This is a genomic window from Micromonospora chersina (genome assembly GCF_900091475.1).
Classification (GTDB): Bacteria; Actinomycetota; Actinomycetes; order Mycobacteriales; family Micromonosporaceae; genus Micromonospora; species Micromonospora chersina.
Map to the genome: position 1 here is coordinate 3,254,329 of NZ_FMIB01000002.1, position 22,071 is coordinate 3,276,399.

Below are 22,071 nucleotides of genomic sequence, written 5' to 3' on the forward strand. Positions count from 1 at the left end.
TCTCAGTAGAAGAAGAACGGAGCGCTCGGGTCGGAGGGCTTGGCGTCCGCCGCCACGTCCCGGACCTGGGCCCGCTCGATCTTGCCGATCGGGTTGTTCCGGTAGGCCGCGGTGGCCTGGTACATGAACGACAGGGAGGGCAGCGGCCCGACCGCGCCGCCCGGGTAGGCGGCCAGGTGGGACACCGGCGCGCCGGTGTCCCGGTTGAGCGCGTACTCCCAGGCCCCGTCGACAGTGGTCTGGTAGATGGCCGGCTGGCGGCCGTCGTTGCCGGCGAAGACCAGCTGGTTCTCCGCGTACCAGTCGACGGCGGTCAGCCTGGTGAGCCGGGTGGTGAGCGGCCGCAGGGCGCCCACGGTGACCTCGCCGCCGTCGACGTTGACCGGCGCGACGTAGAGCGCGCCACCGATGATCAGCGCGATCCGGTGCCCGTCGAGCGACGCGGCGACCGCGGTGACCGAGCCGGATACGGGGACCGGGCCGGGAATGGTGACCCGGCTCATTCCCGCGCCACCGTCGAACCGGTAGAGCGTGCCGTCGGCCACCACCAGACCGGAGGGGTGCCGCGTGTCGGCGGAGCGCAGCCAGATCGGGCGCCCGACGGAGCGGTAGGCGTGGGAGCTGGCGTTGAACACGCGCACCGGGTTCGGGCCGGTGCCGACCAGCAGCCGCTGCTGCTGGCCCGACCGGGTCACCAGCGCCGCCAGCACCTCGTCGTCGGACCGGCCGAGCGCTGCCGACACCACGTTCCGGTTGGCCTCGGCCGCCACCGGCACCGCTCCGACGGGCTCGCTGGCGATGGCGAGCGGGTGGATCGCCCCGTCGTAGACGCAGTACCGCTCCGGGGCGCGCAGCGTCGGGTACACGGGATGGTCGGCCCGCTCCTGCCGCAGGTCGACCGTGCGCCGCTTCTGGTTCTGGATCTTGAGATCGAGCTGACCGGCCAGCTCCGGCAGCGACCACGCGAGCTGGGTGGCCAGCTTGGCCAGCCGGTCCTCGCTGGCGGCAGGCATGGTCAGGTTGACCTCCCACCGGTCGTCGGAGCCGGTGGCGTTGTTGATCGGTGCGGTGCCGTCGGGCACCTTGGTCACCCCGGGGGCGAGCCATTCGGAGGGGCCGCCGGTCAGCCACCGCACGACCTCGGTGACCCGCCGCTCGACCGGCACCGCGTTGGGCAGGTACCGCCAGTCGGGCACCAGGCGGCTCTGGTCCGAGTTCCAGAAGTAGATGGTGTGCGTGCCGTAGTACTGGCGCAACGCCTCGTCGCTGAGCAGCAGCACGTTGGGCAGGTCGGTGATCACCAGCCCCTGGCTGCCGGAATCGGCGGGACGGAGCTGGAACACGTACTCGGTCTCCGGGGCCGCGGGCGCCTCCAGGGTGCCGTCGGCGCGCAGGACGCCGACCTGCTGGACCCGGACCTTGACCTGCCAGAGGCCCTGGTTGGTCAGCAGCCGGCTCTCCGGGGACTCCAGCAGCCGGACCACGGTCAGCTCGACCTCGCTGCTCTGCTTCTTCCGCAGCCGGCCCTGGGCCTCGTTCGCGATGAACTGCTTGACCCGGTCGTACGCCTGCTCCCGCTCGCCGGCCGCCGCCGCGAGGTAGTCGCGGATGAACTGCTTGGGGTCCTCGGTCGCGCTGCGGGTCGGCGGTTGACTGCCGCTGCCGTTCAGCGAACCGGACTCGCCGGCCGGCCCCCGGCCGTCGACCTGGACTGCGGTCTGGTCCGGGATGCCGCAGCCGGCCAGCCCGGCGGGCAGCAGCGCACCGGCCAGCAGCATGGTCACCAACCGCCGCCTCATGAGGTCACCTCGGCCCGGTCCGTGCCCTCTGCCGGCCCGACGGCGAGCGCGCCGGTGCCGCTGCCCGGACCGATGGCGAGCAGGCCGCCGGAGCGGGGGCCGCCGAACGGCAGGGTGGCGTCGGCCGGCACGAGCCGCAGCGGCGAGGTGGTCAGCCGGTCGCCGGCCCGGACCGGCAGGGTCAGCCGGAACTGGGCGCCCTGCCCGGGCGCGCCCCACGCCTCCAGCCAGCCGCCGTGCAGCCGGGCGTCCTCGAGGCTGATCGACAGGCCCAGGCCGGTGCCACCGGTCTGCCGCGCCCGGGACGGGTCGGCCCGCCAGAACCGGTTGAAGACCAGCTTCTCCTCGCCCGGCTTGAGCCCGACGCCGTGGTCCCGCACGGTGATCGCCACCGCGCTCTGGTCCATGCCCATGGTGATCCGCACGGGCTTGGCCTCGCCGTGCTCGACCGCGTTGCCGACGAGGTTGCGCAGCACGCGCTCGACCCGGCGCGGATCCACCTCGGCGATGACCGGGCTGTCCGGCAGGTCCAGCTCGATGGCAACCCCGACCCGCTCGGCCAGCCCGGCCAGCCGCTCGGCCACCCGGTGCACGACCGGCACCAGGTCGGTCGGCTCGCTGTCGAGCATCGCGAAGCCGGCGTCGAAGCGGCTGATCTCCAGCAGGTCGGTGAGGAGTTCCTCGAACCGGTCCAGCTCAGCCTGGAGCAGCTCGGCGCTGCGCGCCACGGCCGGGTCGAACTCGTCCCGCTCGGCGAAGATCAGGTCGGCGGCCATCCGGACCGTGGTCAGCGGGGTCCGCAGTTCGTGGGAGACGTCGGAGGTGAACCGGCGTTGCAGCCGGGACATCTCCTCCAGCCGGAGGATCTGCCGTTGCAGGTTGGTCGCCATCTGGTTGAACGAGGCGGCGAGCAGGGCCAGGTCGTCCTCGCCGTTGACCACCATCCGCTGGTCGAGCAGGCCGGCGGAGAGTCGCTGGGCGGTGCGGGCGGCGACCCGCACCGGGGTCACCACCAGGCGGGTGACCAGGGCGGCCAGCAGGCCGAGCAGCAGAACCAGGGCCGCGCCGGTGGCGACGACGGTGGCCCGGGCGTCGGCCGCCGTGGCGTCCTGCCGCGCCAGCGGTACGAGGTAGTAGAGCTCGAGCTGCCCGAACCGGGTCGGCACCGGGGAGCCGTAGACCAGGTACTTGGTGCGCTGCCCGTCGAGCGTGCCGGTGCGGACCTGGTGGGCGACGTTGCCGGCCGCCACCGAGGCCCGCAGCTCCCGGCTGATCAGCGGGCGCACCTGAACGTCGGGCGAGGTGCGCGACTCGATGTAGCCGGCGAAGTTGTCGGCGGTGATCGCCACCACCACGCCGCTCGTCTGCGCCGGGTCACCGCCGGCCAGGTAGTTGACCGTGCCGTCGATGGTGTCCTGGAGCTGGGCCTCCTGCGGCTGGCTGTAGAGGTTGAACTGCTTCGAGGCGTAGTCGCTGCCGTTCTGGAGCCGCAGGAGGACGTCGGTCTCGGCGTTCTCCAGCAGGATGTTGGTGAGCTTGTCGGCGATCAGGTAGGCGAACCCGCCCACCAGCAGGCTGGACGCCACAAGTGTGATGGTGACCACACGCACCTGCAGCGAGCGGCGCCAGGTCTGGTGGACGCCCGCGGCGAGCCGGGCCGTGCGGCCGGCCAGCACGCGCCACAGCGCCCGCGCGGCGGGGAGCCGGCGGGGCGCGGGGGTCGGCGAGTCGGGGCGCGGGGAGGTCACCACAGTGCTGACCAGGCTATCCGGTGCCCGCCTTGTAGCCCACGCCTCGCACGGTGAGGATGATTTCGGGTCGCTCCGGATCCGGCTCGATCTTGGCGCGCAGCCGCTGCACGTGCACGTTGACCAGGCGGGTGTCGGCGGCGTGCCGGTAGCCCCAGACCTGCTCCAGCAGCACCTCCCGGGTGAAGACCTGGCGCGGCTTGCGGGCGAGCGCGACCAGCAGGTCGAACTCCAGCGGCGTCAGCTTCACCTCCTCGCCGTCCCGGCTCACCGTGTGCGCGGGCACGTCGATGGTGATCTGGTTCCCGGGCGGCCCGATGGTGAGCAGCTCCGGAGCCACGTCCTCGCCCCGGCGCAGCCGGGCCCGCATCCGGGCCACCAGCTCCTTGGGCTTGAACGGCTTGACCACGTAGTCGTCGGCCCCGGACTCCAGCCCGAGCACCACGTCGACCGTGTCGCTCTTGGCGGTCAGCATCACGATCGGCACGCCCGACTCGCCCCGGATGGCCCGGGCCACGTCGATGCCGCTCATGCCGGGCAGCATCAGGTCGAGCAGGACGATGTCGGGCCGGCTGTCACGGAACGCGGCAAGTGCCCGTTCTCCGTCCGCGACGAAGGACGGCACGAAGCCCTCGCTGCGCAGGACGATGCCGAGCATCTCAGCGAGTGCGGGGTCGTCGTCGACCACCAGTACCCGGGCTCTCATGGGGTTTATCGTTCCATCCCCGTTCGTTCGTAGGGTCCGCCGTCTTCACGGCACCGTAGCGCCGAGGGCGGCCCGGCACCACAGCTGACGGCGTGGCCGCCCGCGTGGCGCGTCGTGGCGGACGGGTCCACCGGCCGCGGACGCGCCGTGCAACCATGATCCCTCGGGTGTGTCGCCGCCCGCCACCTCGACCCGCTCGCCAGGAGTACCCCGTGCCCGACGTCGGCCCGACCGCGGTGCTCCCGCGCCGTCCGCTGACGGTCGGTGAGCTGCTCGACTCGGCCGTCCTGCTGCTGCGCAACCAGGCCCGGGTGCTCGTCCCGCTCGCCGTCCTGCTGGCCGTCGGCGAGCAGGCCCTGCTGCACCCGCTACGGATGCTGGCCGGTGCCCGGCCGCCCGAGTGGTGGCTGAACCCGGACCGGCTCGGCTGGTACTGGCTCCTGCTCGCCGTCGGCGCCGGCACCGAGGCCATGATCATCGCGCTGCTGGGCAATCCGGCCGCCCGGGGCGCCGGTGCCGCCCTGCTGGGCCGCCGCACCGGGGCACGCGACCTGCTGCACGGCGCCCGCTGGGGGGCCACCCTGCTGGCCGGAGCCGTGGTCGGGTCGGCCGTCCTGCTCGCCGGGCTGGCCGGGCCGGCCTGGTTCGTCGCGTACGGGCTGCTCGGCGCCGTGGTGCCGGTGCTCGTGGTGGACCGGGTGGCGGCGTACCGGGCGCCGGGGCGGGCGCTGCGGCTGGCGGCACGGGTCGGCGGGCGGGCCGCCGCGATCCGGCTGCTCGGCTACCTGGGCTGGTGGCTGATCCGGCTCGGCATCGGGCTGGGCGTCTACCACGGCCTCGGCCTGCTGGGGCTCTTCGACGTCTCGGCCTGGGCGCTGCCGGTCGCCACCGTCGCGTGGACGGCGGTCAACGCGGTCGCGTACCCGGCGCTGGCCTGCCTGGACGCGGTGCTGCACCTGGAGACGCGGATGCGCACCGAGGGGCTGGACATCCGGCTGTCCCGGGCGCCGGCCGGCACCCCGGAGCCCGCCCTGCTGGCGGTGCCCAGGTGAGCCGGTGGTGGACCGAGTCGGTCGCCGCGCTGGGCGACGCCGTACCGCTGCCGCTGGCCGCCCTGCTCCTGCTGGCCGGTGCGCTGCTGGTCGCGCTGGCCTGGTACTTCTTCCCGGCCTGGGTGCCCCGCCGCCTGCCCCGGGTCGGCCGGCCCCGCCTGCCCCGGCTCCGGCTGCCCCGGCTCCGCCTGCCCCGGCTGCGCCTGCCCCGGCTGCGGCGGCCGAAGCTGCGGCTGCCCCGGCGGCGGCGCCGGGCCCGGCCGGACACGCCGGCGGTGCCGCTGCCCGCGCCCCGGTCGCCCGAGCCGGGGCCGGCCGCCCCCGCCGGCCTCGCCGACCGGCTCGCCGCCGAGGGCCGGTACGCCGAGGCGGTCCGGGAACGGCTGCGCGAGATGGTCCGCCTCCTGGTGGCGCGGCAACTGGTGGAGCCCCGCCCCGGGCTGACCGTCACCGAGCTGACCGCGGCCGTCACCCGGGTCCGCCCCGGGGTGCACCCCACCCTGCACGCCGCCGGGGCGATCTTCTCCGACCTCTGGTACGCCCAGCGCCCGGCCACCGCCGCCCACGACCACCGGATGCGTGACCTCGCCGCCGACCTGCGGCGCGAGCTGGCCGCGGAGGGGGACCACCGGTGACCGCCACCCTCGACCCGGCCCGCCCGGCGGCACCCAACGCGCCCCGCCGCCGGTGGCACCGGATACTGGTCCCGCTCGGGCTGGCCGTACTGCTGATCGTGACCACCCTGGTCCTGCACGCCGTGGACCAGCCCGACCCGGACGACCGGGGCTTCCTGTCCCCGGTCGCCACCGGCGACGACGGGGGCAGCCGGCTGGCCGGGGCGCTGCGGGCCCAGGGGGTGCCGATCCGCCGGGAGACCGACGTGCGGCAGGCCCTGCGGTCCGTCGGTTCCGGCCCGGTGACCCTCTTCGTGCCCGCCCCCGAGCTGGTGCACCCGAAAACCCTGACCGCACTGACCGTGCTGCCCGGGGGCAGCCGGCTCGTGCTTGTCGAGCCGTCCCGCCGGGTGCTGACCGGCCTGGCCCTGCCGCTGGAGCCGACCGACCGCCGGTGGGCCACCCGGGCCCTGCCGCCGGACGCCGACGGCGCGGCGTGCCGGCTGCCCGAGGCGCTGCGCGCCGGCACCGCCGCCGTCGACCACCAGCGGTACGCCGGGCCGCCCTCCGTCGACAGGTGCTACGCGGGCGCGCTGCACCGCATCTCGTGGGGCGCCGAGGTGGTGGTGGTCGGCGCCAGCGACCCGTTCCGCAACGACCGGATCGACGAGTTAGGCAACCGGAGCCTCGTCACCGGCCTGCTCGGCGGCGACCGCCCGCTGGTCTGGCTCGACCTGCCCGGGCCCGAGCCGGCCCCGACCGGGCCCAGCCTGTCGCCGACGCCGGACGACGGCGGGACCCCGCTGCCCCGGCGCACCGGCGGGCGCGCGGACGACCGGGCGGACCCGCCGCCCAACTGGCACAACCCGCTCTGGGACGCCTTCCCGACCTGGTTCTGGGCGGTGCTGGCGCAGCTCGCCGTGGCCGGGCTGCTGCTGGTGCTGTGGCGGGCCCGCCGGCTCGGCCCGCCGGTGCCGGAGCCGCTGCCGGTGACCGTCCACTCCGCCGAGACGGTGCTCGGCCGCGCCCGGCTCTACCGCCGGGCCGGCGCCCGGGACACCGCCGCGGCGACACTGCGCGCCGCCGCGCTGGACCGGCTGCTGCCCCGGCTCAACCTGCCCCCGGACACCCCGCCCGACGAGGTGGCCGCCCGGGTCGCCGCGCATGCCGGCGCCGACCCGGAGCGGGTGGCCGAGCTGCTGCACGGCGCCGCCCCGGACGACGACCGGGAGCTGCTGGAGCTGGCCCGCGGCCTGGACGCCCTGACCCGTACCCTGGCCCCCCACCCGACCGAAGGAGATCCCCGGTGACCGGACCCGTCATCGCCGCCGCGTCGCCCGCCGCCCAGCCCGACGCCCGCGCCGCCCTGCACCGGCTGCGGGCCGAGGTGGCCAAGGCCGTCGTCGGGCAGGACGCCGTGGTCACCGGCCTGGTCATCGCGCTGCTCTGCCGGGGGCACGTGCTTCTGGAGGGCGTACCCGGGGTGGCCAAGACCCTGCTGGTGCGGACCGTGGCCGGCGCGCTGGACCTGGAGTCCAAGCGGGTGCAGTTCACCCCCGACCTGATGCCCGGCGACGTCACCGGGTCGCTGATCTTCGACCCGCGCACCGCCGCCTTCACCTTCCGGGAGGGGCCGGTCTTCACCAACCTGCTCCTCGCCGACGAGATCAACCGCACCCCGCCGAAGACCCAGTCGGCGCTGCTGGAGGTCATGGAGGAGCGGCAGGTCTCCGTCGAGGGCGAGCGCCGCCCGCTGCCCGACCCGTTCATCGTGGCGGCCACCCAGAACCCCGTCGAGTACGAGGGCACCTACCCGCTGCCGGAGGCGCAGCTGGACCGGTTCCTGCTCAAGCTGACCGTGCCGCTGCCGGAGCGGGACGAGGAGCTGGGCGTGCTCCGCGCGCACCACGCCGGCTTCGACCCGCGCGACCTGCGCGCCGCCGGCGTACGCCCGGTGGCCGGCGCGGCCGACCTGGCCGCGGCCCGGGCGGCGGTGCGGGCGGTGCACGTGGCCGAACCGGTGCTCGGCTACATCGTGGACCTGTGCCGGGCCACCCGGGTCGCCCCCGCGCTGGAGCTGGGCGCCTCGCCGCGGGGGGCCACGGCCCTGCTGAGCACCGCCAAGGCGTGGTCCTGGCTGGCCGGCCGGGACCACGTCACCCCGGACGACGTGAAGGCTGTCGCCCGGCCCACCCTGCGGCACCGGCTGCGGCTGCGCCCGGAGGTGGAGCTGGAGGGCGTGACAGTGGACGCCGTGCTGGACGCGGTGCTGGCCACCGTGCCGACGCCGCGATGACCTGGCGGGCGGGTCTGCTGCTCGCGGCGAGCGCGGCGACCCTGCCGGCCTGGCCGGCGCCGTTCATCGGCGTCGCCGTGCTGACCGCGGCGGTGCTGCTGCTGGTCGTGCTCGACTGGACCCTCGCGGCGCCGCTGCACGGGATCACCGCCACCCGCGCCGGTGACCGGGCCGTCCGGCTGGGCGGCACCGCCACCGTCACCCTGCACCTGGCCAACGCCTCCGCCCGGACGCTGCGCGCCCAGGTGCGCGACGCCTGGGTGCCGTCGGCCGGGGCGCGCCCCGACCTCCCCGACGGGCTGGTGCTCACCGTCGCACCGGGCGGCACGGCCGCCCTGCCGGTCCGGCTCACCCCGGCGCGGCGCGGCGACCGGCCCGCGGTGGCGCTGACCGTACGCTCGCTCGGGCCGCTGCGGCTGGCGTTCCGGCAGCGCGCCGGTCACCCGGCCACGCCACCGTGGACGCTGCGCGTGCTCCCCCGGTTCGACTCGCGCCGGCACCTGCCCGAGAAGCTGGCGAAGCTGCGCGTCATCGACGGCGTCCAGGTGACCCGGGGCCGCGGCCACGGCACCGAGTTCGACACCCTCCGCGAGTACGTGGTCGGCGACGACGTGCGCTCGATCGACTGGCGGGCCAGCGCCCGCCGTGCCGACGTGCTGGTGCGCACCTGGCGGCCGGAGCGGGACCGGCGGCTGGTCTGCGTGCTGGACACCGGCCGCACCTCGGCGGTCCGGCTCGGCGACGAGCCCCGGCTGGACACCGCGATCGACGCGGCGCTGCTGCTCACCGCGCTGGCCGCCCGGGCCGGCGACCGGGTCGACCTGCTCGCCGCCGACACCGCCGTACGGGCCCGGGTCACCGGCAGCGGCCGGCCCGCGCTGCTCGCCCGGCTGGTCGACGCGGTCGCCCCGCTCCAGCCGGCGCTTGTGGAGACGGACTTCGAACTGATCGCCGGGGAGGTGCTGCGCCGGGAACGGCAGCGCAGCCTCGTGGTGCTGTTCACCGCCCTGGAGGCGGGCGCGCTGGGCGAAGGGCTCCTGCCCGTGCTGCCCCGGCTGGCCGCCCGGCACCGGGTGGTGCTCGCGGCCACCCACGACCCGGTGCTGACCGGGCTCACGACCGCCCCGCCGACCGGCCCCGACGACGCGTACGCCGCCGCGGCGGCCTGGCGGGCCCTGGCCGAACGGGACCGGGTCCGGACCGCGCTGTCCCGGCACGGGGTGACAGTGGTGGACGCCCCGGCCGACCGGCTCGCCCCGGCGGTCGCCGACACCTACCTGCGGCTCAAGTCCCTCGGGCAGCTCTGACCGCCCGGCCGCCGAGGAGCAGCGCGTACGCCAGGAAGGCCAGCCAGACCGTGGCGCCGATCCCCACCCGGACGGCGACCGGCAGCGGCGCGGGGGTCACGAAGGCCTCCAGCAGCGCCGACACCGCGAAGAGGCCGACCAGGCCGGCGGCGACCACGATGGCCGAGCGGCCCGCCTCGGCGACGGCGCGGCCGCGGCTCAGGTGCGCCGGCGGCGCGATCCAGGCCCACGCGGTACGCAGCCCGACCCCGGCCGCCACGTGGATGCCGGTGAGTTCGAGCAGCCCGTGCGGGGTGATCATGCCGAAGAACACGTCGGCCCGGCCGTAGGAGATCATCACGCCGCCCACCACGCCGATGTTCAGCGCGTTCTGCCAGAGCAGCCAGAACACCGGCACCACCAGCACCCCGGCGGCCAGGCACTGCGCGGCGAGCCAGGCGTTGTGCGTCCACAGGTGGAACGCGAAGGTCGGCGCGGTGAACTCGGTGTAGTAACCGGCGAAGCCGGAGTCGACGAGCTGTCGGGCCGCCTCGGCGCCGATGAACGCGGCGGCGGTGTCCGGGTGGCCGGCGACGAACCAGATGAGGAAGGCGGTGAGCGCGCTGAACCCGGTGGCCACCGCGCACCACCAGGGCCAGGCCCGGTAGAGGGCGGCCGGCAGGTCGCCGAGTAGGAACCGGCCCACCGCCGCCCACGAGGGTCGGGGGCGGCCGGTGATCCGGGCCCGGGCCGCGAGCACCAGGTGGGAGAGGCGGCCGACCAGGGCCGGTTCGGGCGCCCGGCTGCGCAGCACGGACAGGTGGGTGGCGGCGCGCTGGTAGAGGCCGACCAGCTCGTCCACCTCGGCCGCGTCCAGCTTCCGCCGGCCGGTCAACTGCTCCAGCCGTCGCCACTCGCCGCCGTGCTCGGCCACGTACGCGTCGAGATCCACTCGTCCTCCCCCGTCCGGCGCACATAGTGTTCACTGTCGGGGTGCGCGCGCAACCTCCCCCACCGGCCCGGTGGGCCGACGCCGGTCTGGTGAGCGGCGAGGCGGTGGAGCTGGACGTCCGGGCGGCCCGGCTGGGCTCCCGGGTGCTCGCCCTGCTGATCGACCTGGTGGCCCAGCTCGTCGTGGCGATGCTGCTCAGCGCGGGCCTGTCGGTGCTGGTGGTGAGCCTGCCGGGTGACCTCATGGACGCCGCGCTGGCCGGCGCCCTCCAGCTCGTGGTGCTGGTGCTGGTGCTCGTCGGCTACCCGGTGCTCATGGAGCGCTTCGCTGGCGGCCGGACGCTGGGCAAGCTGGCCGTGGGGCTGCGGGTGGTCCGCGCCGACGGCGGCCCGGTCGGGGTCGGCCAGTCGCTGACCCGGGCCCTGGTGGGCGTGGCCGTGGAGTGGCCGGGGCTGGTGCTGCCGCTGTTGAGCTGGGCGGCGAGCGTGACGGTGATGCTCACCGACCCGCGCGGGCGGCGGCTGGGCGACCTCGTCGCCGGCACGCTTGTGGTGCACACCCGCGGCGCCGGGGTGTGGCGGCCGGCCCCGCCGCCCGTGCCGCCGCTGCTCGGCTGGGCGGCCACCCTCGACCTGACCCGCGTGGACGACGGGCTGGCCCTGGCCGTCCGGCAGTACCTGGGCCGGTTGCACCAGCTCGCCGAGCCGGACCGGAGCCGGCTGGGCCGGGGGCTGTGGGCCGAGGTCGCGGCGGTCACGTCGCCGCCCCCGCCGTGGGCCGCGCCCGAGCCGGCGTACCTGGCCGCGGTGCTGGCCGAGCGGGGTCGCCGGGCCGCGTACCGGCTGGGCCGCGCCCGGGCGGTCACCGCCACGCTGTGGCCGGAGCTGACCTCCGCGCCGGCCACTTCGGCGCCGGCCGCCCTGCGGCCCGCCGTCCCGACCCAACCCGATCCGGTACGCGGGCAGCCCACCTCGGTCCGCGCCGGGCGCTGACCCCGGTCAGGAGAACAGTTCCCGGCCCCACCAGTCGGCGGCGTCGCGGACGCCGGGCGGGCAGGCGAACAGGCCGCTGGAGACGTGCCGCAGGTACTCGTTCATGGCGTCGTTGCGGGCCAGCCGGGTCTGGATCGGCACGAACTGCTTGCGCGGGTCCCGCTGGTAGGCGATGAAGAAGAGCCCGGCGTCGAGCCGGCCCAGCCCGTCGGAGCCGTCCACGAAGTTGTAGCCGCGGCGCAGCAGGCGGGCGCCGTCGTTCTGGTCCGGGTGGGCGAGCCGGACGTGCGAGGTCTCGGCGATCACCGGCTCGCCGTCGTCGCCCTTGGCGGCGAAGTCCGGCTCGTCGAACTCGGCGCGCTTGCCGAGCGGCGCGCCGCTGCCCTTGGTCCGGCCGACGATCATCTCCTGCTCGGCCAGGGGGCTGCGGTCCCAGGTCTCGATCAGCATCCGGATCTTGCGGGTGACGAGGTAGGACCCGCCGGCCATCCAGGCGGGGCCGTCGCCGGCCTGGGCCCAGAGCTGCTCGCGGAGCAGGTCGGCGTCCTCGGCCTTGAGGTTGGCGGTGCCGTCCTTGAAGCCGAACAGGTTGCGCGGGGTGGCCTGCCCCCGCGACGTCGACGAGGTACGCCCGAAGCCGAGCTGGGACCAGCGGACGCTGACCACGCCCATGCCGATCCGGGCCAGGTTGCGGATGGCGTGCACCGCCACCTGCGGGTCGTTGGCGCACGCCTGGACGCAGATGTCGCCGCCGGACAGTTCCGGCTTGAGCGCGTCACCGGCGAAGTGCGGCAGGTCGGCCAGGGCGGCGGGCCGCTTGTCGGCGATGCCGAAGCGGTCCCGGCCCTGGGCGTCGCGGAACAGCGTCGGTCCGAAGCCGACGGTGATGGTGAGCTGCGACGGGGGCAGCCCGAGCGCCTCGCCGGTGTCGTCCGGCGGGGCCTCCGGCACGCCGCCGACCGCGCCGATCAGCCCGGCGTCCTTGCCGGCGGTCATCCGGGCCGCGGCGGCGCTCCACTCCTGAAGCAGCGCGACCAGCCGGGCCCGGTCCTTGGTGATCACGTCGAACGCGACGAAGTGCAGCCGGTCCTGGGCCGGGGTGATGATGCCGGCCTGGTGCTCGCCGTGGAACGGGACCGCGCCGGCCGCCGTCTCGGTGGCCGACGCCTGGTCCCCACGGCCGAGCAGCGCGCCCGCGCCGACCGCCACCCCGGCGACGCCGGCCACGCCGGCTCCGGCCAGGGTGATGGCCCGGCGCCGGGACACACCGGTCCCGCGGGTCGTCTCGTCGGTGTTCGGCTCGCTCATCACATCACCTCCGGACCCGGTCGTCATCGGGCGACGACCGCGGCAACCTTGCTGATCGGCTCGGCCAGGGCGTTGATGCTGTCCGAGAGTTCCTTGAGCTCGGCCTTGCTGAGCTGGGTGTGCAGCTTCCAGCCGTCGCCGGCGCGGTGCTTGCCGAGCGCGGCCTCGACGTTGGCGAACTCGGTGTCGAGCTGCTTGACCAGGTCGGGCGAGCGCTGCTCCAGGGCGGGGCGCAGCGCGGCGATGGCCGCCTTCGAGCCCTCCAGGTTGGCGTTGAAGTCCCAGAGGTCGGTGTGCGAGTACCGCTCCTCCTCGCCGGTGATCTTGCCGCTGGCGACCTCGTCGAGGAGCGCCTTGGCGCCGTTGGCGAGCTGGAGCGGGGTGAGCTTCTCGGCGTTGGCCTTGGCCACGATCGCCTTGACGTCGACGAGGAGCTGGTCGGCGATGGCGCCGTCCTTGCTGACGTCGCCGGTGGTCCACAGGTCCTTCTCGATCCGGTGGAAACCGGTGAACGGCATGCCCTCCTCGACGACCTCCTCGCGGCCGTCGATCTTCGGGTCGAGGTCGCCGAAGCTCTCCGCCACCGGCTCGATCCGCTCCCAGTAGGTGCGGGCCACCGGGTACAGCTCCTTGGCCCTGGTCACGTCGTTGGCCTTGACCGCGGCCACGAACTCCTCGGTCTTGGTGAGCAGCGCGGCGGTCTGGCTCTGCACGTAGCGCTGGTAGCTGGCGGTGGCCTGGCTGAGCGCGGCGTCGGGCGCGACGGTGGCGGCGGTGCCGCTGACCTTCAGGGCGCCCCGGATGCCGCGGCCGCTCATGCCCGGCTTGCAGGCGGTCTCGTACGTGCCGGCGGGCAGCTCGACGTGCAGCTCACGGCTCAGGCCCGGGGCGATGTTCTCCACCTCGCCCATCACCCGGTCGCCGGCGGCGTAGACGTAGAACTCGTTGACCTTGGAGCCGGAGTTGGTCACCTTGAAGGTCACCTGCCCGGCCTCGACCTCGGTGACGCCGACCTCGCAGGCGCTGTCGGTGGCCTTGACGGCGATCGGGCCGCCGGCCTTGGCGTCGGGGTCGTCACCGCCCCCGCAACCGGCCAGACCGGCGACGGCGAGCACCCCGGCGGCGGCGGGCACGACGAATCGAGTGGTACGCATCGGTGGTGTCTCCTCGGAAACGGGCCGGTCAGGCGCGCTGGGTCGCGGTGGTGGTGGGAGCCTCGGCGGCGGCCGGCTCGGTCGGCGTGGTCGCGGCGGCCGGCTCGGTCGGCGTGCTCGCGCCGTCGCCGGTCGCGGCCGGCGGGGCGGCAGGCGCTGCCGGCGGGGCGGCGGGTGCGGCGGGCCGTGCCGGGGCGGCCGGCTTGCGCAGGAAGAGGACGAGCACCGGGACCGCGTAGGCCACCCAGGCGATCATCTCCAGCACGGTCGGGGCGGCGGTGATGTTGAACATGCCGGCGAGCAGCGCGCCGTACCAGGCGTTGGGGTCGAGCGTCGAGGAGATGTCGAAGGCCTGGTTGTTCAGGCCGGGCAGCACGCCGGCCTCCTGGAAGTCGTGCACGCCGTACTTGAGGATGCCGGCGGCGACCAGGATCAGCAGCGCGCCGGTCCAGGTGAAGAACTTGCTCAGGTTGATCTTCAGGGCGCTGCGGTAGAGCAGGAAGCCGATCACCACGGCGGTGGCGACGCCGCCGGCCAGCGAGAGCAGCGCGCCGGCGCCGGTGCCGCCGGCCGCGCTCTGCGCGGCGGAGTAGAAGATCAGCGCGGTCTCCAGGCCCTCCCGGATCACCGCGAGGAAGGCCATGCCGGCGACCGCGAGGGAGCCGACGGCGAGCGCCTCGGTCAGCTTGCCGCGCAGCTCGCCGGCGATCGTCCGGGCGGCCGTGCGCATCCAGAAGATCATCCAGGTCACGAAGACGACGGCGGCCACCGAGGTGACGGCCTCGAACAGCTCGCGGTCCTCGGAGCGCGCCAGCAGCGAGGTCGAGGTGTACTCGATCAGCCAGCCGAAGACGACGGAGAGCGCCACGGCCAGGCCGACCCCGGCCCAGACCTGCGGCAGGCGGTCACGCCGCTGCGACTTCACGAGGAAGGCGACCAGGATGCTGACCACGAGGGTCGCTTCCAGGCCCTCTCGCAGGCCGATCAGGTAGGTGGCGAACATCGGTACTCCGTGTTTGGTTAGGCACGCCTCAGTTAACTTAGGGCAGCCATACCTTGCTCCTGATCGGGCACCGAGTCAAGTCGATCGGCCGAACGTCACCCCGCCCGTCGGCATGCTGACATGCCCTGGTCACCTCACCTTCGCCCGGCGGCGGCCACACCCGCCAGGGCCGTTCGACCCCACCCGGACACCGGGAGCCGGCGCGCAGCGCCGGAGCCGCCGACGCCCCGCGTACGCGAAGGGGACCGGGACGGCCGCGCGACGGCCGACCCCGGTCCCCTCCGGGCGGAACTCAGTAGCGGTAGTGCTCCGGCTTGAACGGGCCCTCCTGGGAAACACCCAGGTAGGCGGCCTGCTCCTTGGTGAGGGTGCTCAGCTTGGCGCCGAGCGCGTCCAGGTGCAGGCGGGCGACCTTCTCGTCCAGGTGCTTGGGGAGCACGTACACGCCGACCGGGTATTCGTCGGTCTTGGTGTAGAGCTCGATCTGGGCGATGGTCTGGTTGGCGAACGAGTTCGACATCACAAAGCTCGGGTGACCGGTGGCGTTGCCCAGGTTCAGCAGGCGGCCCTCGGAGAGCACGATGATGGCGTGGCCGTCGTCGAAGCGCCACACGTCGACCTGCGGCTTGATGTTCTCCCGGGTCACGTCGGAGCGCTTCGCCAGACCGGCCATGTCGATCTCGTTGTCGAAGTGGCCGATGTTGCCCACGATGGCCTGGTGCTTCATCCGGGCCATCTGCTCGTGCGTGATGACGTTGAAGCAGCCGGTCGCGGTGATGAAGATGTCGGCCTGCTCGACCACGTCGTCGAGGGTGGCCACCTGGTAGCCGTCCATCGCCGCCTGGAGGGCGCAGATCGGGTCGACCTCGGTCACCACGACCCGGGCGCCCTGGCCGCGCAGCGACTCGGCGCAGCCCTTGCCCACGTCGCCGTAGCCCATGACGACCGCCATCTTGCCGCCGATCAGCACGTCGGTGGCGCGGTTGATGCCGTCGATGAGCGAGTGGCGGCAGCCGTACTTGTTGTCGAACTTGCTCTTGGTCACCGAGTCGTTGACGTTGATGGCCGGGAAGAGCAGGGTGCCGGCGCGGTGCATCTCGTAGAGCCGGTGCACGCCGGTGGTGGTCTCCTCGGTCACGCCCTTGATGCCGGCGGCGATCCGGGTCCAGCGCTGGCCGTCCTCGGCGAGCGAGCGGTGCAGCAGCTGGAGGATGACCGCGTACTCCTCCGAGTCGGCGGACTCGACCGGCGGCACGACGCCGGCCTTCTCGAACTCGGCGCCCTTGTGCACGAGCAGGGTGGCGTCGCCGCCGTCGTCGAGGATCATGTTCGGGCCCTGCCCGTCGGGCCAGGTGAGCACCTGCTCGGTGCACCACCAGTACTCCTCCAGGCTCTCGCCCTTCCAGGCGTAGACCGGGACGCCGGCCGGGGCCTCGGGGGTCCCGTCCGGGCCGACGACGATCGCGGCGGCGGCGTGGTCCTGGGTGGAGAAGATGTTGCAGGACGCCCAGCGGACCTGCGCGCCGAGCGCGACCAGGGTCTCGATCAGGACGGCGGTCTGGATGGTCATGTGCAGCGAGCCGGTGATGCGGGCGCCGGCGAGCGGCTGGGCCTCGGCGAACTCGCGCCGGATCGCCATCAGGCCGGGCATCTCGTGCTCGGCGAGCCGGATCTCCTTACGCCCGAACGCGGCGAGCGACAGATCCGCCACCTTGTAGTCGCCCTCGGCGAGGGTGCTCGGCCGGGCTCCGGACGACGCGCCACGGGGGGCCGCCGGGAGGGTGCTGGTCATGGAAGCTCCTGTCGAACGATGACTGCGCAGCCTTCCACCTTACGCGCGTGGACTTCTTCTCCCGTGCCCGGTTGACCGACGGGGCGGCGGCCCGGTCGGCGGACAGCGCACGGGGCGGTCGGTCGTGAACGGACTTTCCGCTCACGGCCCGGCCGCCCCGTGCATCCCCCCGGTTTGGTTCCCCCGCGCGTTACCGGACCTTCGTCGCGACAACGCTGCGTACCCATAGAGTCACACCAGGTCAGGACCGCGTCAAGCCATTTCGGGAAAGTCGGACTTGGGCGAGGCTGAGCCGCCGCGTAGCGCTCCGGTCAGCGCAGTCCGGAGGTGGCGACGAACGCCACGCCGGCCCCACCGAGCACGAGCGGCCCGCCGGCCGCGGTGCCGATCGCCGCCTGGCCGGCAGCCAGGGTGACGGTCCCCACCCCGTCGGCAACGGTGACCTCACCGGCGCGGCACAGCACCACCCGCGGGCCAGGGACGTCCAACCGTGCCGCCGGGCCGCCGGCGGTCACCTCGACCCGGTGCAGCGCGAAGTCGTCCACGGGCACCAGCCAGGTCACCACCCCGGGCGCCACCTGCTCCGGCCGGACCACCGGCTCGTCGAGCACCTCGAAACGCAGCACCCGCAGCAGCTCGTCCACGTCCACCCGCTTCGGGGTGAGCCCGCCGCGCAGCACGTTGTCGCTGGCCGCCATGATCTCCACGCCGGTGCCCCGCAGGTAGGCGTGCAGGTTGCCGGCCGGCATCCAGATCGCCTCGCCCGGCGCCAGCCGGACGTGGTGCAGCAGCAACGCCACCACCACACCCGGGTCGGCCGGGTAGTCGACCGCCAGCGCCCGGGCCAGCCCGGCGTCCGGACCGGCGGCCTCCGCCGCCAGCACGTCCGCCACCAGCCCGGCACGCTCCGCCTCCGGCCAGCTCAACAGCAGGCGTACGGCCTCCCGCAGCCCTTCCGGCCCGGTCCGCAGCGCCGCCACCACGGGCTCCAGCGCCGGTACGCCGAATGCCGCGATGGCCGCCGCCGACTCCGCCGGATCCCGGAACCCGCAGAGCGCCTCGAACTCCGAGAGCGCGACCAGCAGCTCCGGCTTGTGGTACGGGTCCACGTAGTTGACCCGGCCGGTGTCGGCGGCATAGCCGGCCCGGGCCTGCTCGGCGTCCGGGTGGGCCTGGAGGCTCAGCGGGGCGTCCGCCGCCAGGACCTTCAACAGGAACGGCAACCGGGTGCCGAACCGGCCGACCAGGCGCTCGCCCAGCCAGTGCTCCGGCTCCCCGACCAGCAGTTCGGTGAGGCTGACCGGGTTGCCGTCGCGGTCCACCGTGGCCGGCGCGCCCGGGTGGGCGCCCAGCCACAGCTCGGCCTCCGGCCCGGCGCTCGGCACCGGCCGCCCCTGCAACTCGGCGATCGCCGTGCGGGAGCCCCAGGCGTAGTCCCGGATCCGGCCCTGCAACAGCTCCACGGTCAGCTCCCGGGCCGTCCGGCCACCTCGTCGCCGCCGGCGGCGGCCTCCGGCTGCGGGACGGCCGTGTGGGCCGCCTGCCCGGTGCCCGCCCGGTCCGCCGCCGCGCTGTAGATGTCGGGCTCCAGGTAGATGACCCGGGCGATGGGCACCGCGGCGCGGATCCGCGCCTCCACGGCGTTGATGCCCCGCGCCACCTCCTCGGCCGTCTCGCAGGCCGGCACCCCGATCTTCGCGGCCACCATCAGCTCCTCCGGGCCCAGGTAGAGCGTCTTCATGTGGATGATGCGCTCGACCTCGGGCCCCTCGGTGACCGCTTGCGCGATCTTCGCCAGATCGTGGCGCTCCGCGCCCTCACCGAGCAGCAGGCTCTTCGTCTCGATGGCCAGCGTGATCGCGATGATCACCAGCAGCACGCCGATCATCGCGGTGCCGGCCGCGTCCCACATGCCGTTCCCGGTGATCAGCGTCATGCCCACGCCGAACAGCGCGAAGACCAGACCGATCAGCGCGCCGAAGTCCTCCAGCAGCACCACCGGCAGCTCCGGCGCCTTGGCCCGGCGGATGAACCGCACCCAGGACTGGTTGCCCCGGATGTGGTTGGACTCCTGGATGGCGGTCCGGAACGAGAAGCTCTCCATGCCGATGGCGATCACCAGGACGGCCACCGGGACCCACTGCCAGCTCGTGATCGGCTCCGGGTGCTGCGCCTTGTGGTACGCCTCGTACAGCGCGAAGAGGCCACCGACGCTGAACAGCACGATCGCCACGATGAACGCGTAGATGTAGCGCTCCCGGCCGTAGCCGAACGGATGCTCCGGGGTGGCCTCCCGCTTGGCCCGCCGGCCGCCCAGCAGCAGCAGGCCCTGGTTGCCGGAGTCGGCGACCGAGTGGATCGACTCGGCCAGCATCGACGAGGAGCCGGTCAGCAGGAACGCGACGAACTTGGTGACGGCGATGCCGATGTTGGCCGCCAGCGCGGCGACGATCGCCTTCGTCCCACCGTTGGCGCTCACGCCGCCGCCTCGCTTCGCTCCGCGGCGGCGCGAGGCGCCGCGCTGCTGAGCCCGATGGTGAGCTCGCTCCGCTCGCTCACGCTTCTCCCCGCCCGATGCCGCACGTGCTCACTGGTTCGCCAGCTCCTTCATCTCGGTGATGGCCGGTACGGCCATCGGGTCCAGTCCGTGTGCCAGGGCGAGGTAGACCGAGGCGAAGTCCGGGACGGCCATCAGCGACGCGAGCCGCTCCAGCGCGGACCCGCCCTCGGCGGTGACCACGTCGCAGCGCACCCCGCGCCGCTCGGCGAGGGTCTGCACCGCGTCCGCGCGGCGCTCCTCCACCGCCAGCGGCTCGTCGGTGTCGTCCTCGGCGTTGAGGCCGCCGTCGCGCAGCAGCACCAGCCGCAGCCGGGTGGCGTCGCCGTCGGTCTCGTCGGGGTCGGCGAAGATGTCGCGCTCCCCCTCGACCAGGCCGCCGAAGACGCCGTCGAGCAGACCGACCCGGCCCCGGCCCGCCTCGCCCAGCGCCCCGGTGACCACCGGGTAGCGGGCGTTCGCGGACAGCGTGTCACCGAACCGGCGCGCCGCCACCGTCGCGAGCGGCGACGAGCCCCAGACGATCGGGATCGACCCGGACAGGCCCAGGGCCAGCGACTTCGCCGGGTTGACGAAGGACTCGGCGGTGGGCCGGCACCGGTCGGCGTCGGCGTCCAGCCGGGCCGCGGTCTCGGCCAGGTCCGCCTCGTTGACCTTCACGAGCCCGAGCGTACGGGCGGCGAGCAGAACCGGCACGGTGAGCGCCCAGAGGCTGGCCCGGGCCGGGGCGCGCCGGGGTACCGGGATGAACGGCGCCCGGGCCCGCTCGGCCACCGACTGGAGCTGCGAGTCCGGCGCGCCGACGGCGACCAGGCGGGCGCCCCGCCGGTGCGCGGCCTCGGCGGCGCCCAGCGCCTCGGGGCTGCGACCGGAGGCGCTCACCGCGATGACCACGTCCGCCGCGCCCACCCAGCCGGGCACGCCGGCGCTTCGGTGCGGGATGACCGGCACCGGGCAGCGCGGCCCGGCGACCGTGGCCAGCACGTCACCGGTCCGCCCGGCGGTGCCGATGCCGGCGATGACCACCGCGCGCGGGCGGCCCTCGTCGGCGAGCACGGTCAGGTTGGCCTCGGCGGCCAGCGCCGCCGATTCCCGGACCTGCGCGCCCGCGGAGGCGGTGAACCGCAGCATGCCGCCCGGGTCCTGCTCGCGCAGCCGGTCCGGATCGTCAAGCAGTGACTCGTCGGCGTGCCGGTGGCCGCTGACCCCGGCCGTACCCTCCATCATCGCGACGACCCGGAGCCGCCGCGCGCGTCGTCGGCGGCGGGGCCGCCACGCGCCTCGTCGAGCAGCAGCACCGGGACGTCGTCCCGGACCTCGAAGATCCGACCGCACTCGGTGCAGGTAAGGGTCTGCGCCTGCGCGTCGTAGTCGAGCGGTGCGTGGTGCGTGTCCGGGCAGGCGAGAATCTCGAGCAACTGCGGGTCCAGGGCCACGGCGCGGCTCCTTCCACGTATGCGGTCTCACCGGTCGGCGGTGCCGTCCGGCGCACGCGATCTTATCGGCGAACCGGCGCGGGCACCGTGCCACATCTCGGCACCCGGCGGGCACGGCGGCCCGGTCAGGTCGCCATCACCCATCGTCACCGTAACCCCGGCGACCGGCCGGGCTCCGGCTCAGCGCGGCATGCGGGGCAGCACGGTGGTGGCGTCACCGCCCGCGGCGGCCGGCGGCTCGCCGTCCGTCCCGTCGGCCGTGGCCGCGGGGGCGCCGTAGACGTTCCCCGCCGGGCGGGGCGCCGGGGCGGGCGGCTGCTGCCCGTACACCTGACCGGCGGGCGCGCCCGACCGGTAGGTCGTGCTGCTGCGCGGCAGCGGGACCGGCGGCTGACCGGCGCCCGGCTGCCCGTCCGTCTTCTCCGCGCGGTTGCGGCGGACCAGCAACACGATCAGCGCGACACCGACGAGCACCAGTGCGATGCCGAACCACATGATGGGGGAACCTCCGGAGGACGATTCGGCAGCTTGACCACCGGCAGCCGGGTCGAGCGCCGCGGCGGCCACCGCCGAGGTGGTGTCTCCCTCGGCGGGCGTGGTCGCGACGGCGCTCGGGGTGGGCGACGGCTTTCGCGACGGCGTCGGGCTGGGGCTGGCGGTGCGCTCCGCACCCACCACCCGGGCGGCGGTCGCGGACCGGCCCAGCACCCGGCCGCTCGCGGCACTCGCCTCGCCGACGACAGCCAACCGCCCGCCGGCCGTGCCGGCCAGGAACGCCACCCGGTAGCGGACGGTGATCGCCTTGCCCTTGCACAGGGCCGCGTTGGCGGGCGACGTCTGAGCCGTGGCGACCGCGCCACCACCACCGGAGACCGGCACCGGCACCCACCGGCCACCGGTGGCCACCTGCACCTGGACCTGGTCCGCCCGCAGACCGTCGAGCCGCAGCCCGAGAGCGGTCCGAAGAAGTACGCAGCCGTCGGTGCGCTTACGCACCTCGACCGCCACCGTGCCCGCCGAACCACCGGCCGTGAAGCTGCTCGCCGAGCGCACCTCCACCCGGTCGTCGGCAGCCAGCGCCGGGGACGCCGCGCCGGCCACCAGGCCGCCCAGCATCACGCCGACCGTGGCCCACCGCGCCGCGTGCCGCCTCACCGACATCTCCACCTCACTGTTTCCACACCCCGGACGGATCCGCCGGTCAGGTTACTACCGGGCCGTATAGGCACCCGCCCATTGAGCACTCCGCATGTGCGCCGCGACACCCCGGGGCACCCGCACCATCCTCGCCGCGACGCGGCCGGCCTGCATGATCACTTCCGCGCCCTGGGTGTGCGGTTGCCGGCGGGACCGGCCGATGCGCGCGGTCGGAGATC

19 protein-coding genes are annotated in these 22,071 nt (G+C 74.7%); 6 read left to right on the forward strand and 13 right to left on the reverse strand.

Going from position 1 to position 22,071, the window contains the following annotated elements:
* Positions 1-2 precede the first annotated feature (2 nt).
* Genes GA0070603_RS14880 through mtrA form a run of 3 tightly spaced genes read right to left on the reverse strand, consistent with a single transcriptional unit; the run spans position 3 to position 4,253 of the window.
* Positions 3-1,799, reverse strand: a complete 1,797-nt coding sequence (locus GA0070603_RS14880) for an LpqB family beta-propeller domain-containing protein (RefSeq protein WP_091313501.1) — start codon at positions 1,797-1,799, stop codon at positions 3-5.
* The gene (mtrB, locus tag GA0070603_RS14885) at positions 1,796-3,550 is read right to left on the reverse strand and encodes an MtrAB system histidine kinase MtrB (RefSeq protein WP_425270435.1); all 1,755 of its coding nucleotides are present in this window, start codon (positions 3,548-3,550) and stop codon (positions 1,796-1,798) included. Before mtrB ends, GA0070603_RS14880 begins: the two co-directional genes overlap by 4 nt.
* Positions 3,551-3,563: 13 nt before the next feature.
* On the reverse strand, positions 3,564-4,253 hold the full coding sequence (gene mtrA / locus GA0070603_RS14890; RefSeq protein WP_046564340.1) for an MtrAB system response regulator MtrA: 690 nt from the start codon (positions 4,251-4,253) through the stop codon (positions 3,564-3,566).
* Positions 4,254-4,465: 212 nt separating this feature from the next.
* On the opposite strand from mtrA, the gene GA0070603_RS14895 reads away from it, so the two are divergent.
* Genes GA0070603_RS14895 through GA0070603_RS14915 form a run of 5 tightly spaced genes read left to right on the forward strand, consistent with a single transcriptional unit; the run spans position 4,466 to position 9,522 of the window.
* Entirely contained in the window at positions 4,466-5,305 is an 840-nt protein-coding gene (locus GA0070603_RS14895; RefSeq protein ID WP_091313508.1) for a hypothetical protein, read from the forward strand.
* Positions 5,302-5,940, forward strand: coding sequence for a DUF4129 domain-containing protein (locus GA0070603_RS14900; protein WP_091313512.1), 639 nt, complete (start codon positions 5,302-5,304; stop codon positions 5,938-5,940). The genes GA0070603_RS14895 and GA0070603_RS14900 overlap by 4 nt, the downstream gene beginning before the upstream one ends.
* Positions 5,937-7,229 (forward strand): DUF4350 domain-containing protein, encoded by a 1,293-nt coding sequence (locus GA0070603_RS14905; RefSeq protein ID WP_091313515.1) that lies wholly within the window; start codon positions 5,937-5,939, stop codon positions 7,227-7,229. The genes GA0070603_RS14900 and GA0070603_RS14905 overlap by 4 nt, the downstream gene beginning before the upstream one ends.
* A gap of 11 nt (positions 7,230-7,240) precedes the next feature.
* Positions 7,241-8,215, forward strand: coding sequence for an AAA family ATPase (locus GA0070603_RS14910; protein WP_091321971.1), 975 nt, complete (start codon positions 7,241-7,243; stop codon positions 8,213-8,215).
* Positions 8,212-9,522, forward strand: a complete 1,311-nt coding sequence (locus GA0070603_RS14915; RefSeq protein WP_091313519.1) for a DUF58 domain-containing protein — start codon at positions 8,212-8,214, stop codon at positions 9,520-9,522. The genes GA0070603_RS14910 and GA0070603_RS14915 overlap by 4 nt, the downstream gene beginning before the upstream one ends.
* Here the strand turns inward: GA0070603_RS14915 and GA0070603_RS14920 are convergent.
* Positions 9,500-10,453: a stage II sporulation protein M gene (locus GA0070603_RS14920; protein WP_091313522.1), complete on the reverse strand. Its 954-nt coding sequence runs from the start codon at positions 10,451-10,453 to the stop codon at positions 9,500-9,502. The genes GA0070603_RS14915 and GA0070603_RS14920 overlap by 23 nt on opposite strands.
* 41 nt (positions 10,454-10,494) lie before the next feature.
* Between GA0070603_RS14920 and GA0070603_RS14925 the strand changes: the two genes are divergently transcribed.
* A complete protein-coding gene (locus GA0070603_RS14925) occupies positions 10,495-11,445 on the forward strand; it encodes an RDD family protein (RefSeq protein WP_244282528.1) in 951 nt (316 codons plus the stop codon).
* A gap of 6 nt (positions 11,446-11,451) precedes the next feature.
* Here GA0070603_RS14925 and efeB read toward each other — a convergent pair whose 3' ends face one another.
* From efeB to GA0070603_RS14970, 9 genes are all read right to left on the reverse strand, one after another.
* Entirely contained in the window at positions 11,452-12,753 is a 1,302-nt protein-coding gene (efeB, locus tag GA0070603_RS14930; protein ID WP_244282529.1) for an iron uptake transporter deferrochelatase/peroxidase subunit, read from the reverse strand.
* A gap of 23 nt (positions 12,754-12,776) precedes the next feature.
* Positions 12,777-13,907, reverse strand: coding sequence for an iron uptake system protein EfeO (gene efeO, locus GA0070603_RS14935; RefSeq protein ID WP_091313531.1), 1,131 nt, complete (start codon positions 13,905-13,907; stop codon positions 12,777-12,779).
* Positions 13,908-13,935: 28 nt separating this feature from the next.
* Entirely contained in the window at positions 13,936-14,910 is a 975-nt protein-coding gene (gene efeU / locus GA0070603_RS14940) for an iron uptake transporter permease EfeU (RefSeq protein ID WP_091313535.1), read from the reverse strand.
* A 292-nt stretch (positions 14,911-15,202) separates the two neighbouring features.
* Positions 15,203-16,702, reverse strand: a complete 1,500-nt coding sequence (gene ahcY, locus GA0070603_RS14945) for an adenosylhomocysteinase (protein WP_091313539.1) — start codon at positions 16,700-16,702, stop codon at positions 15,203-15,205.
* Positions 16,703-17,013: 311 nt separating this feature from the next.
* Positions 17,014-18,165 (reverse strand): mannose-6-phosphate isomerase, class I, encoded by a 1,152-nt coding sequence (gene manA / locus GA0070603_RS14950; protein ID WP_091313542.1) that lies wholly within the window; start codon positions 18,163-18,165, stop codon positions 17,014-17,016.
* 2 nt (positions 18,166-18,167) lie between these two features.
* Positions 18,168-19,181 carry a cation diffusion facilitator family transporter gene (locus tag GA0070603_RS14955; RefSeq protein WP_091313546.1) on the reverse strand — a complete coding sequence of 338 codons (1,014 nt, stop codon included), beginning with the start codon at positions 19,179-19,181 and terminating at the stop codon, positions 18,168-18,170.
* 108 nt (positions 19,182-19,289) lie between these two features.
* Positions 19,290-20,486, reverse strand: coding sequence for an SIS domain-containing protein (locus GA0070603_RS14960; RefSeq protein ID WP_091313549.1), 1,197 nt, complete (start codon positions 20,484-20,486; stop codon positions 19,290-19,292).
* Positions 20,483-20,695: a Trm112 family protein gene (locus GA0070603_RS14965; RefSeq protein WP_091313552.1), complete on the reverse strand. Its 213-nt coding sequence runs from the start codon at positions 20,693-20,695 to the stop codon at positions 20,483-20,485. Before GA0070603_RS14965 ends, GA0070603_RS14960 begins: the two co-directional genes overlap by 4 nt.
* A gap of 180 nt (positions 20,696-20,875) precedes the next feature.
* Positions 20,876-21,856: a hypothetical protein gene (locus GA0070603_RS14970; RefSeq protein WP_091321973.1), complete on the reverse strand. Its 981-nt coding sequence runs from the start codon at positions 21,854-21,856 to the stop codon at positions 20,876-20,878.
* Between the last annotated feature and the right edge of the window lie 215 nt (positions 21,857-22,071).